The sequence below is a fragment of the Arthrobacter globiformis genome (genome assembly GCF_030818015.1).
GTDB lineage: Bacteria > Actinomycetota > Actinomycetes > Actinomycetales > Micrococcaceae > Arthrobacter > Arthrobacter globiformis_C.
Genome location: NZ_JAUSZX010000001.1, coordinates 1,483,664 through 1,496,465, shown reverse-complemented (window position 1 = coordinate 1,496,465; position 12,802 = coordinate 1,483,664). Strand labels below are relative to the sequence as shown.

Genomic DNA, 12,802 nt, shown 5'->3' with positions numbered 1-12,802 from the left:
CGTATTATCCTTAACACCGAGCCAGAGCTGATAAGGACGGCAACGTGTTAGAAGAATCGCCCAGCGGGGTGACTACGGATGTACTGGGCGGGCGCTACCGGCTGGGTGAAGTGATCGGCCGCGGCGGCATGTCGTCGGTCTATACGGCCAGGGACCAGAACCTGGGCCGGGATGTGGCCCTGAAGCTCTTTGCCCCCCAAGCCGCAGATGCCGATGAACTCAAAAGGCAGGAAGCCGAGATCCGGCTCCTGGCAACCCTGAACCATCCCAGCCTTGTCACCCTTTTCGACGCCGGCGTGGATACCCGCGTGCCGGACCAGCCCCGGCCCTTCCTGACCATGGAACTCGTGGAGGGCCAGGACCTGCGCAGCCGCATCCGGCACAGCCGCGTTCCGCTCGACGAGCTGTCCGTCGTCGGCGCCGGGGTCGCCGATGCCCTCGCCTACGTTCACGGGCTGGGCATCATCCACCGCGACATCAAGCCCGCCAACATCCTCCTGATCCAGGTACGCCCCGGCGAGCCGGTGCGGCCCAAACTGACAGACTTCGGCATTGCCCGGATCGTGGACGGCACCCGCCTGACGGCCACCGGCACCATGGTGGGCACGGCAGCGTACCTGAGCCCCGAGCAGGCCATGGGCTCGCCGCTTTCGCCCGCGTCGGACATCTATTCGCTGGGCCTCGTGCTGTTGGAGTGCATCACGGGCACCGTTGAGTACCCGGGCAGCGCGGTGGAGTCGGCGGTGGCGCGGCTGCACCGTGCCCCGGAAATCCCTGGCGACCTGCCCACGGAATGGCAGCACCTGCTGGCTTCCATGACTGCCCTCGAACCGCTGGAGCGGCCGTCCGCCGCGGACCTGGAAGTGGCTCTCCGGCATGCCCTCGTTTCACCGGAATCCGCTCCCGCAGACCTGGCCGAGGAGCACACCCGCGTACTCCCCACGCTTCCGTCCCGGCCGCCGTCGATTATTCTGCCGGGTCCGTCTGAGACATCCGGGCTTTCTGCGACGTCGGGGTTTCCTGAGACGGAGTCCACCGCCAAAACAGCAGCCAAGAGACCAGAGCATGGGACACCAACAGGCCCGAACGGCCGGCCCGCCGGCGCGAAGAGGCGCCGGCGTTTCCGTATTGGCGCCGCCCTCGCGGCGGCAGCCCTGCTGGGCGGAGCCGCCGCGGTGACCGTCGCCGCCAACTCACCTGAAACGCCCGACGTCGTCCCTTACCCCAGCGTGAGCGGCACCCTGGGTGACCATCTCGTGGAGCTGCAAAGGAGCGTCGAACCATGACCCCAGGCCAGGCACCGGCCGCGTGGCGCCGGGCGGTGACCGTCCTCACGGGGTTCACGTTGGCAGCCGCACTGGGAGGCTGCGCGGGCGCCGCCCCGGAGCTCGAGACGGACGCGGCTGCAAACCTTCAGGAGCGGGTTCTTGAGGTCACCAGGTCCGCTGCGGGAAACAACCCCGCCGCCGCGCTGAAGTCGCTGGGCAGTCTCTCCTCTGAGCTAGATGCTGCGGCGGCCGCCGGGCAGGTTTCCTTCAAACGCCACCGGAGCATCACGGCGGCCATCAACTCCGTGCGGGCCGACCTCACGGCAGCGCAGGCAGCCAAGAACGCTGCTGCTCAAGCTGCCGCCGCGAAGGACACGGCAGCCCCGAAGCCTTCACCGACGACTGCGCCGGCTGCAGTAGTCCCGGTCCCGGTTCCCGCCCCTGCGCCGGCTCCCGCGAACACTGGAAAGCAGGACAACTCGGGCAAGGGCAGCTCGGAGGGGAACAAGGACAAGGGTTCGGGCAAGAACAAGGACTAGCCCCGCCGGGACCAGTCCTTGTTCTTCGAACCCTCAGGACGCTTCTCCGCCCTTCAGGAAGATCCGCTCTTCAGGAACCTCCGCCCGTCAGGAAGCCGCTGCCGGGAAACGCTCCCACGCCCGGTGGGCGGCCAGCAGCTCCTGGATCTGCGGAACCACCTGCACGGCACTGTCACCCAGCACCACGCCTGCCGCGTCGTCCCGGATGCTCGCCGCATCCACACCGGCGGAGCCCGATCCCCACGCCCCGATGGCCTTGGCATGGCGGAAGGCCTCTGACAGCAGCAGCACGACCCGCGGATCAAGCGAAGCACCGGGAGCCCCGGCTTTCGCGTCCAGCCCCTGTTCGGCGTCGTCCGCCGGCGCCCCGGATCCTGCCACGATGACGGCATCGAACTCGGTGGAGCGGGCGGTGAGGTAGGTCCGCTGAACCGGGATCCCGCCGTCGGCCTCTCCCCCGAGCGTCCCGCCGGACGGTGCGATCACCAGCGGAACGATGCCGGCGTCGTCGAGCGCCTTGCGGGCGTCCCGGACGGCCTCGAGGTCACTGGACTCGTCCGCCACGATCCCGACGACGCGGCCTGCGACCGGCCAGGTCTTCCCCAGCTGGGACAGGGCGGGGCTGGGCTGGGCGTCCGGCACGTCCTCGGTGGCCTCGGGAGCGGGCATCCCCAGCCCGCGGGCCACGGCGGCGCACAGCGAGGCATCGATGTTGGCCAGGGCTAGAAGCTGGCGCTCACGGACCGGCTTCTCGTAGCACTTGCCCAGCTCGAACGTGTAGGCCTGGATCACATGGTCCTGCTCCACGGGAGTGAGGCTACGGAAGAACAGCCGGGGCTGGCTGTAGTGATCGTCGAAGGAGGCCGGATTCTTCCGCTGTTTGATGGCCTCCGCCACGGCTTCCGGGACATCGACGAACGCCCCGAGGTCTGCGCCGGCCTTGAACGGGCAGCCGCCGTCGAGGGAATTGGGCCGGTAGGGCGCCACCCCGGCGTGCACTGCGGTCTGGTGCATGCCGTCGCGCAGCATGTCGTTCACCGGGGCCTGGGGCCGGTTGATGGGGATCTGAGCGAAGTTTGGCCCGCCCAGGCGCGAAATCTGGGTGTCCAGGTAGGAGAACAGCCTGACCTGCAGCAGCGGATCGTTGGTGACGTCAATGCCCGGTACGAGGTGGCCGGGGTGGAAGGCCACCTGCTCCGTCTCGGCGAAGTAGTTGACCGGGTTGGCGTTGAGCGTCATCAGCCCGATCGGCTGGACGGGGGCCAGCTCCTCGGGCACAAACTTCGTGGGATCCAGCAGGTCGATCCCTTCGAACATCTGGTCCTCGGTGTCCGGGAACGTCTGGATGCCCAGCTCCCATTCCGGGTAGGCGCCGGCCTCGATCGCGTCGGCCAGGTCCCGCCGGTGGAAGTCCGGATCCATGCCGTTGATGATCTGGGCCTCCTCCCAGACCAGGGAATGCACGCCCTGCTTCGGCTTCCAGTGGAACTTGACGAGCGTCGTGGCGCCCTCGGCGTTAACCAGGCGGAAGGTGTGGACGCCGAAGCCTTCCATGGTGCGGTACGAACGCGGGATGCCCCGGTCGGACATGTTCCACATGGTGTGCGCCTGCGCCTCGGTGTGCAGGGACACAAAATCCCAGAACGTGTCGTGGGCGCTCTGGGCCTGCGGGATCTCGCGGTCCGGATGCGGTTTTGCGGCGTGCACGATGTCCGGGAACTTGATCCCGTCCTGGATGAAGAACACCGGGATGTTGTTGCCCACCAGGTCGTAGGTGCCCTCGTCGGTGTAGAACTTGGTGGAGAACCCGCGGGTGTCGCGGACGGTGTCAGCGGAGCCGCGCGAACCGAGGACCGTGGAGAACCTGACGAACACGGGCGTTTCCACGTCCTTGGCGAGGAAGCCTGCCCGGGTGATGTTGGCGGCCGTGCCGTACGAACGGAACACTCCGTGGGCGCCGGCGCCCCGGGCGTGCACCACGCGCTCCGGAATCCTCTCGTGGTCGAAGTGGGTGATCTTCTCCCGGAGGTGGTGGTCCTGGAGCAGGATCGGCCCCCGCGGCCCGGCCTTCAGCGAGTGGTCTGTGTCGGCCAACCGGAGCCCCTGCGCGGTGGTCAGGTACTGGCCGGACTGCGCCCGGGAGTGTTCGGGCGCACCCGTCGGGCTACCCGTCGGGGACACTGCTTCCGGCCCCTGCTGGTCCGGCTTGGGCGGCAACGGTTCCCGCGGGGTGGTGGGTTCGACGACGGCGGGTTGCTCGCCTGCCGGTGCTCCCGGAATGTTGATTGCTGATTCTTCTGGCACAGGGAGGATCCTTTCCGAAGCGGTGGCCTAACCGGACTCGGCCGTTGGCGCTGGGCGCCCGACCAAAAGATAAGCCTGCTTAGTACCCTACGAAAGCCGCTGGTAACCCACAACCGCGGGCCGTCATTTGAGCGTTCCGAGCTTCATAGTCAGCAGCCTTAGTTTCTCTCTTCAAATGCCGCGTGCTTCCCGCTACCTTGGAGGTGTTCCATCCGGACAAGGCAATCAGAATCACGGGCCATCCGCCCGTACGCTGAAGGAGTGAACCTAGCATGGCAACTGTTCAGGAATCGATCACTGTCGATGTTCCCGTACGCCAGGCCTACAACCAATGGACCCAGTTTGAGGATTTTCCCAATTTCATGAGCGGCGTGGACGCAGTCCGTCAGCTCGATGACACCACTGTCCATTTCGAAACCAGCATTGCGGGTGTGAAGCGTGAGTACGACGCCCAGATCACCGTCCAGGAGCCGGACCAGCGCGTCACTTGGGAGAGCCTGAACGAGCCGCGCAACGCAGGCACCGTTTGGTTTGAGTCCCTGGGCGACAACGAAACCAAGGTGAACGTCGAGCTGACCTGGGAGCCTGAATCGGCAGTGGAGAAGCTTGGCGCGGCCACCGGGCTTGATTCCCGGCAGGTCGCCTCAGACCTGAGGAAGTTCAAGAAATTCATCGAGGAACGCGATACGGAAACCGGCGCCTGGCGTGAAAGCGTGAGCGGTGGCGAGGTGGAAGGTGACGCCGGTACGACGGCGGCCGGCGCGGGAGTTGGCACAGGCACCGGCGTCGGAGCTGGAACGCCCGGTCCCGCAACAACGGCTGGCGGCGTCGGAGCCGGAGCGGCGGGCGTCGGCATGGGGGCAACAGCAGCAGGAGGCAACGGCGACCCGGGCGCAAGCACCGGCTACTCAGAGGGTGCCGGCATGGACGCGGTCCCGGGCCGCAGCTACGAGTCGGGAGACGCCTACGACGCCGCGGCAACAGAACGGCCGGTAGACGCGGACCCTGACATGGCGGTTGACACCCCCTACGGAGACAACGACACAGGTGAGCCGCGGACCGAAACCCGGCACACGGACACACGCCGCGACGATATCCCCGACCGGTAGTGCATCGTCCCGACCGGTAGCTCCAGGTCCAGGCCGGCAGTGCCGGCAAGCACGAAAGCGCCCCGCCACTCAGACGAGTGGCGGGGCGCTCCTTGTGCTTGGCTCGGCAGCTCAGCCGCGGACCGGAGACCTAGCTCAGGCTGGCGACGATCTTGTTGAGCGTGGCGGACGGCCGCATGACGGCAGCAGCCTTCTCGGCGTCCGGGCGGTAGTAGCCACCGATGTCCACCGGATGGCCCTGGGCACCCAGCAGTTCGGAAACGATAGCTTCCTCGTTGGAGGTCAGCGCGTCGGCGACAGCTGCGAACGAGGCTGCCAGCTCTGCGTCCTCGGTCTGCTTGGCGAGTTCCTGTGCCCAGTACTGGGCCAGGTAGTAGTGGCTGCCCCGGTTGTCGATCTCGCCGGCCTTGCGGCTCGGGGACTTGTTCTCCAGCAGGAACGTGCCGGTGGCGCGGTCCAGGGTGTCGGCGAGGATCTGGGCGCGGGCGTTGTCCGTGGTGTTGGCCAGGTGCTCGAAACTGACGGCCAGTGCCAGGAATTCACCCAGGCTGTCCCAGCGCAGGTGGTTTTCCTTCAGCAGCTGCTGGACGTGCTTCGGGGCGGAGCCGCCGGCACCGGTCTCGAAGAGGCCGCCGCCGTTTATCAGCGGAACGATGGACAGCATCTTGGCGCTGGTGCCCAGTTCCAGGATCGGGAACAGGTCCGTCAGGTAGTCGCGGAGCACGTTGCCGGTGACGGAGATGGTGTCCTCGCCCTTGCGGATGCGCTCCAGGGTGAAGGCGGTGGCCTTCACCGGGGACAGGATTTCGATCTGCAGGCCCTCGGTGTCGTGCTCCTGCAGGTATTCGCGGACCTTCTCAATGAGCTTGGCGTCGTGCGCGCGGGTCTCGTCGAGCCAGAACACAGCGGGGGTCTGGGAGGCGCGGGCGCGGTTCACGGCCAGCTTCACCCAGTCGCGGATGGGCAGGTCCTTGGTCTGGCAGGCTCGCCAGATGTCACCCGGGGCAACTTCGTGTTCGATCAGGACGTTGCCCGAGCCGTCGACCACCTGGATTTTGCCGGGGACCTGGGCCTCGAAGGTCTTGTCGTGGCTGCCGTATTCCTCGGCGGCCTGGGCCATGAGGCCGACGTTCGGGACGGTGCCCATGGTGGTGGGGTCGAACGCGCCGTTGGCGCGGCAGTCGTCGATGACAACCTGGTAGATGCCGGCGTAGGAGCTGTCCGGGAGGACTGCCAGGGTGTCGGCTTCCTTGCCGTCCGGGCCCCACATGTGGCCGGAGGTGCGGATCATGGCGGGCATGGAGGCGTCCACGATGACGTCGCTGGGGACGTGCAGGTTGGTGATGCCCTTGTCGGAGTCGACCATGGCGATCGCGGGGCCTTCTTCGAGGCCCTTCTTGATGGCGGCCTGGACGCCCTCGCGGACGTCCTCGGGCAGCTCGTCCAGTCCGTTGAGGATGGAGGCGAGGCCGTTGTTGGGGCTGAGTCCGGCTGCGGCGAGCTGCTTACCGTAGGTGTCGAACAGCTCGGAGAAGTAAGCCTTGACCACGTGGCCGAAGATGATGGGGTCGGAGACCTTCATCATGGTGGCCTTCAGGTGTGCGGAGAAGAGCACGCCCTCTTCCTTGGCGCGGGCTACCTGTGCTGCCAGGAACTCGTCCAGGGCCGCGGCGCGCATCACGGTGCCGTCGATGACTTCACCGGCGAGGACCGGGAAGGCCTTCTTCAGGACCTTGACCGTGCCGTCCTCGCGGACCAGCTGGATTTCGATGGTGCCGTCGGCCGGGACGACCACGGACTTTTCGTTGGAGCGGAAGTCGTTGGCGTCCATGTGTGCAACGTTGGTCTTGGACTCGGGGGTCCAGGCACCCATGGAGTGCGGGTTCTGGCGGGCGTAGTTCTTGACCGACAGGGGCGCGCGGCGGTCCGAGTTGCCTTCACGCAGGACCGGGTTCACGGCGGAGCCCTTGATCTTGTCGTAGCGGGAGCGGATGGCGGTTTCTTCGTCGGACGTGGGGTTGTCCGGGTAGTCCGGCAGCTTGTAGCCCTGGGACTGGAGCTCGGCAATGGCGGCCTTCAGCTGCGGCACGGATGCGCTGATGTTGGGCAGCTTGATGATGTTGGCTTCCGGCTTCTTCGCCAGGTCACCCAGTTCAGCCAGGGCGTCGCCGATGCGCTGCTCTTCAGTGAGGTAGTCGCCGAAGACGGCGATGATGCGGCCGGCCAGCGAAATGTCGCGGGTCTCCACCTGCACACCTGCCGTGGACGCGAACGCCTCGATGATCGGCAGGAACGAATATGTGGCCAGCATCGGCGCTTCGTCGGTGTGGGTATAGATAATTTTGGCCATGCTCGGGCGTCTCCCTGAAGGTCGGCTTGTATCTGGTATTCCGGTCTATTTCACCATCCTTTAACTTACCCGAGGTGAACCGGATGAACCTTACCCGGACGGCCGGATACACTTGCGTGACCCCGTTTCTGTGTGTTCCGCCACACTATCCATTGTCCCCGGCGCGCAGGAGTCCTAATCTTTCTCTCATAAACGAATACCGCTTCGGCGGCTGAACTCAGATGGAACCCCTTGCGGCAGGGGCAGATCAGCACACCCCTACCTGGCAAACAAAACTTGAATCGTCACTAACCGAGCTTGTCATCCCCGGGTAGGTCAATCAGTCTCCCGGCGTGCCTCCCGGGGCCCGCCCCACCTGATAGGTAGGACCGCAATGACAAGCAAAAAGACTTTGACCGGCAGCCTTCTGAGCCTCTCCACAGGTCTGCTTCTGGCTGTGAGCGCCATCGGCGGCGCAACAGCCTCTTCTGCAACGTCGCAGGACTTGACCCAACTACAGGTCGCAAGCACCCCCGTGTCCAGCCCGCAGGGCTACTGGACACCCCAGCGCATGCGTGCCGCCCTTCCCGGTGACGTGCTGGCCGCCAAGGCCGTGGCCCGGCAGGACAGCAAAGGCCCCTCGTCCGATGCTGCCGTGGAGTCGGGAGCCCCAACGAGATTTGCCGGCGCCGCCGCGCAGACCCCGGTCACCACTGCCCTGCATGCAAATGAGGCCCCGGTGAAACACATCGGCAAGGTCTTCTTCACCCTCGCCGGAATCAACTACGTTTGCTCCGGCAACTCGGTCGCCGCCCGGAACAGGAGCCTCGTGGCCACCGCCGGCCACTGCGTCAATGAGGGGCCCGGCGCCTTCGCCACCAACTGGGTCTTCGTTCCCGGATACATCAACGGGACGGCCCCGTACGGCCAGTGGCCGGCCCGGTCGCTGCACGCCGCACGGAACTGGACCTCCGGCGGCGACATCCGCTACGACACAGGCTTCGCCGTGGTTGCCCGGGTGGGAGGCAAGTCCCTGGCCGACGTGGTGGGGGCGTCCGGAGTGGAATTCAACCAACCCCGCGGCCTGACGTACAAGTCATTTGGCTACCCGGCCACGCCCCCGTTCACCGGCCAGACCCTGGTCAGCTGCTCGGGCACGGCCAGGAATGACACCATCAACCCGCAGTTCAACTCCCAGGGCATTTCGTGCGACATGACGGGCGGCTCCTCGGGCGGCCCGTGGTTTGCCCAAGGCGACACGGACGCTGCAAGCCGGGCGGACGGCTTCCAGAACTCCGTCAACAGCTACGGCTACGGAACGAGTTCCACCACGATGTTCGGGCCATTCTGGGGCTCGACCATCATGAAGGTCTACGACAGTGCACAGAGGAAATGATGCTGATGCGGGCTCTGCTGGCGATGTGGTGAGCCACAGCGTCAGCCAGGCGCCCGAGGAGATCCTGGCCTACTGGACCCCGGAACGGATGGCCGAAGCGCACCCCCGGAACATCCGGTTGCCAGATCCGGAGGATAGGGAGCCCCAAGCCGAAGGAAAGTAACCCAAGTTAAAGCCCGACGGCGGCCGTCCCCTTAAGGGGGCAGCCGCCGTCGGGCTTTGCTTCCGGAAGCTTTGCTGGGCCCACGCCGCCCGGGTTCCCTGGCCGAGCGAAGCGAGGCTAGGGAGGCGCTGGGCCCACGCCGCCCGGGTTCCCTGGCCGAGCGAAGCGAGGCTAGGGAGGCGGTGGGGACTAGTGGAAGAAGTGGCGGGCGCCGGTGAAGTACATGGTGATGCCCGCAGCGTTGGCTGCGGCGACGACTTCCTCGTCACGGACCGAGCCGCCAGGCTGCACCACGGCCCGCACACCGGCGTCGATCAGGATCTGCAGGCCGTCGGCAAACGGGAAGAACGCGTCGGAGGCAGCCACCGCGCCGCGGGCACGGGCGGGAGCGCCGGCCGAATCGACGTTAGTGGCGCCGCCGGCACCGTCGACGTCGGACTCAACCTGCACACCCAGCGTGTTGGCCCGTTCGACGGCAAGCCTGCAGGAGTCCAGGCGGTTGACCTGCCCCATACCGATGCCCACTGCGGCGCCGTTCGAGGCGAGCAGGATCGCATTGGACTTGGCCGCGCGGCAGGCGGTCCAGGCGAAGGCGAGGTCGGCCAGCGTGGCGTCGTCAGCTGCCTCACCGGCTGCGAGGGTCCAGTTGGCGGGGTTGTCGCCGTCGGCGTCCACCTTGTCGGTGATCTGCACCAGCACGCCGCCGGAGACCTGGCGGATTTCGGCCGGGTAGCGGCCGTACCCTTCGGGCAGGGCCAGCAGGCGGATGTTCTTCTTCTTGGAGAGGATCTCCACGGCCTCGGGGTCGAATCCGGGGGCAATGACCACTTCGGTGAAGATGCCGGCCACGGTCTGGGCCATGCCGGCGGTGACCGTGCGGTTGGCCGCGATGACGCCGCCGAAGGCGGAGACGGGGTCGCAAGCGTGTGCCTTGGCATGGGCATCGGCGATCGGGTCCGCAGCGTCAGGGGACGCCACTGCCACACCACAGGGGTTGGCGTGCTTGATGATGGCCACGGCGGGCTCGGCGAAGTCGTAGGCGGCGCGGAGTGCTGCGTCGGCGTCCACGAAGTTGTTGTAGCTCATGGCCTTGCCATGGATCTGGTCGGCCTGGGCGATGCCCGCGGGGGCTGCCTTGTCGACGTACAGCGCTGCCTGCTGGTGCGGGTTCTCGCCGTAGCGCAGCACCTCGGAGCGTTCCAGGGCGAGGCCGGCGTAGGCGGGCCAGTCGATGACGCCGTCGCCGTCCTCGTCGCGGAACTGGCTGGCGGTCCAGGTGGCTACGGCGGTGTCGTAGGTGGCGGTGTGCGCGAACGCCTTCGCGGCGAGCCGGCGGCGGGTCTTGAGGTCGAAGCCACCCTCGGCGGCGGCGCGGACCACGTCGCCGTAGAACGTCGGGTCCACCACAATGGCGACGGCGGCGTGGTTCTTCGCGGCGGAGCGCACCATGGCGGGGCCTCCGATGTCGATCTGCTCCACGACGTCGTCCTGGGCGGCGCCGGACTTGACCGTCTCCACGAACGGGTAGAGATTCACCACGACGAGGTCGAAGGCTTCGATCTCCATCTTGGCGAGGGTCTCCATGTGGGCGGGGACCCGGCGGTCGGCGAGGATGCCGCCGTGGACGCGCGGATGCAGGGTCTTGACCCGGCCGTCCAGCATCTCGGGGGAACCGGTGACCTCTTCGACTTCCTGGACCGGAATGCCGGCCTCGGCGATCTTCTTGGCGGTCGAGCCGGTGGAAACAATTTTGACGCCTGCTGCGTGCAGGCCCTTGGCGAGCTCCTCCAGACCGGTCTTGTCGTATACCGAGATCAGGGCCCGGCGGATGGGAACACGGTCAAGCTGCGTCAAGCTCACAAAAGTCTCCGTCTTTATCTCGCGATTGATGTGCCGCGGTTGGTGGGGATACGGCCAGTTTATCGTGTCGACGGGCCCCCTCCCGCTGGCGGCCCCAGTGTGAAGGCGGGGCTTGAAGCCCCGGCGCTCCCCCGGGTTGCGGCCCGGCGCTCCGCGGCGACTTCCGCAACGTAAGGTTTAAGCAGGAGGCCGAGATGAACATTTACACCGCTGTGCCCAGTGGCGAGCAGGTAGTCCAGGAGCTGCCGTGGCGCTGGAGAGTGCAGGGCCGCATCTTCGTGATCGGCGGCCTGGGATTCATGTTCGACGCCTGGGACGTCACCCTCAACGGCATCCTCATTCCTTTGCTGTCCACCCACTGGAGCCTCACGCCTGGCGAGGCGGGCTGGATCGGCACCGCCAACCTGATCGGCATGGCACTGGGTGCCTTCATCTGGGGCACCATCGCGGACACCATCGGGCGAAGGAAGGCCTTCACGGCCACGCTGCTGATCTTCTCGCTATTCACGGTGCTCGGCGCCTTCTCCCCCGACTTCCTCTGGTTCTGCGTGTTCCGCTTCATGGCCGGATTCGGCCTGGGCGGCTGCATTCCGGTGGACTACGCACTGGTGGGTGAGTTCACGCCGCGCCGGCAGCGCGGCAGGGTCCTCACCGCCATGGACGGCTGGTGGCCTGTGGGGGCTGCTCTCTGCGGGTTCGTGTCCGCCTGGCTCGTGGCCGCGTTTGCCGACTGGCGCCTGACCATGCTCGTCATGGTGCTGCCTGCCCTGCTGGTGTTCTGGGTCCGGCGCAGCGTTCCCGAGTCGCCGCTGTTCCTGATCCGCAAGGGCCGCCGCGACGAAGCGGCCCGGGTGATTGACGGCCTGGTCGAGGCCACCGGTGCGGAGCCCCGGGCCTACAGCCTGCCCGAGCCGCAGGCCGTGGCCCGGCTTTCCGCCGGCAGCGCGTGGGAGCAGCTGCGTGGGGTCTGGCAGTTCAATTGGAAGATTACCGCCGCCGCCTGGGCCCTGTTCATGAGCATCCTGCTGGTCTACTACCTGTCCCTGACCTGGATGCCGCGGATCCTGATCGGCGCCGGGTTCGCCGAATACAAGGCGTTCCTGACGACGGCGGGGATGGCCGCCGTCGGGCTTCTTGGCGTGATCGCGGCCGCGCTGCTCGTGGAACGCGTGGGCCGCAAGTGGCTGCTGGCCATCACGGGGCCGCTGTCCGCGCTGATCCTGGTGGTGGTGGCGTTCGTGGTGGATGTGCCCACGGCGGCGGTGTTCTGGCTGCTGGTGTTCGGGTTTGTGGTGCAGGTGGCCATCCCGGTGCTCTACGCGTACGTTTCCGAGCTGTACCCCACGGAACTGCGGGGCAGCGGCTTCGGCTGGGCTTCGACATTCTCGCGGCTGGGGGCAGGCTTCGGCCCGCTCATCTTCGCGAATTACTTCTGGCCGCAGCTGGGGCTCGCCACCTCCTTTGCCCTCGCCGGCGGCCTGGTGGTCCTGTCCGTGCTGTGGATGGCGTTCTTCTCCCCCGAAACCCGCCAGCGCCGCCTCGAATAGCCCTTCTCCTCCCAACTGACTCGCAATAGTTGTCGTTTTGACGCCTCAAAACGACAACAACTGCGGGTCACTTGGGTGACCAGCCCCTGCTGAGTAGCGCGTCCCGGACTTTCGCTACGGCGGGCACTGCGTGTGCTGCATGTGGCGCTTGGAGTTCCTGATAAGCAGCCAGCCCGCACGGCTGTAGTCCTCCTCGCGGGCGATGTCCCGGACGATCTGTGCAGCCTCGGAGCGGCCCTCTCCTTCGTACTAAGGCGAGCTAGTTGGGAGCTGCGGACCGGCGGGGC

Annotated in this window: 8 protein-coding genes; 5 read left to right on the top strand and 3 right to left on the bottom strand. The window is 66.8% G+C overall.

What is annotated here, in order from left to right:
• Window positions 1-44: 44 nt before the first annotated feature.
• The gene (locus QFZ23_RS06930) at window positions 45-1,286 is read left to right on the top strand and encodes a serine/threonine-protein kinase (protein WP_306921578.1); all 1,242 of its coding nucleotides are present in this window, start codon (window positions 45-47) and stop codon (window positions 1,284-1,286) included.
• Window positions 1,283-1,807: a mucin-associated surface protein gene (locus QFZ23_RS06925; RefSeq protein ID WP_306921577.1), complete on the top strand. Its 525-nt coding sequence runs from the start codon at window positions 1,283-1,285 to the stop codon at window positions 1,805-1,807. The genes QFZ23_RS06930 and QFZ23_RS06925 overlap by 4 nt, the downstream gene beginning before the upstream one ends.
• Before the next feature lie 87 nt (window positions 1,808-1,894).
• Here QFZ23_RS06925 and QFZ23_RS06920 read toward each other — a convergent pair whose 3' ends face one another.
• Window positions 1,895-4,111: a catalase gene (locus QFZ23_RS06920; RefSeq protein ID WP_306921576.1), complete on the bottom strand. Its 2,217-nt coding sequence runs from the start codon at window positions 4,109-4,111 to the stop codon at window positions 1,895-1,897.
• 272 nt (window positions 4,112-4,383) lie between these two features.
• On the opposite strand from QFZ23_RS06920, the gene QFZ23_RS06915 reads away from it, so the two are divergent.
• Window positions 4,384-5,220, top strand: coding sequence for an SRPBCC family protein (locus tag QFZ23_RS06915; RefSeq protein WP_306921574.1), 837 nt, complete (start codon window positions 4,384-4,386; stop codon window positions 5,218-5,220).
• A 130-nt stretch (window positions 5,221-5,350) separates the two neighbouring features.
• On the opposite strand, the gene QFZ23_RS06910 is transcribed toward QFZ23_RS06915, so the two are convergent.
• Window positions 5,351-7,570: an NADP-dependent isocitrate dehydrogenase gene (locus tag QFZ23_RS06910; protein WP_306921572.1), complete on the bottom strand. Its 2,220-nt coding sequence runs from the start codon at window positions 7,568-7,570 to the stop codon at window positions 5,351-5,353.
• A gap of 373 nt (window positions 7,571-7,943) precedes the next feature.
• Here QFZ23_RS06910 and QFZ23_RS06905 point away from each other — a divergent pair, with 373 nt between their 5' ends.
• Window positions 7,944-8,945: a trypsin-like serine peptidase gene (locus QFZ23_RS06905; protein WP_306921570.1), complete on the top strand. Its 1,002-nt coding sequence runs from the start codon at window positions 7,944-7,946 to the stop codon at window positions 8,943-8,945.
• A 352-nt stretch (window positions 8,946-9,297) separates the two neighbouring features.
• Here the strand turns inward: QFZ23_RS06905 and purH are convergent, their stop codons facing one another.
• Window positions 9,298-10,968: a bifunctional phosphoribosylaminoimidazolecarboxamide formyltransferase/IMP cyclohydrolase gene (purH, locus tag QFZ23_RS06900; protein ID WP_306921568.1), complete on the bottom strand. Its 1,671-nt coding sequence runs from the start codon at window positions 10,966-10,968 to the stop codon at window positions 9,298-9,300.
• A gap of 194 nt (window positions 10,969-11,162) precedes the next feature.
• Here purH and QFZ23_RS06895 point away from each other — a divergent pair, with 194 nt between their 5' ends.
• Window positions 11,163-12,515, top strand: coding sequence for an MFS transporter (locus QFZ23_RS06895; RefSeq protein WP_306921566.1), 1,353 nt, complete (start codon window positions 11,163-11,165; stop codon window positions 12,513-12,515).
• Window positions 12,516-12,802: the final 287 nt, after the last annotated feature.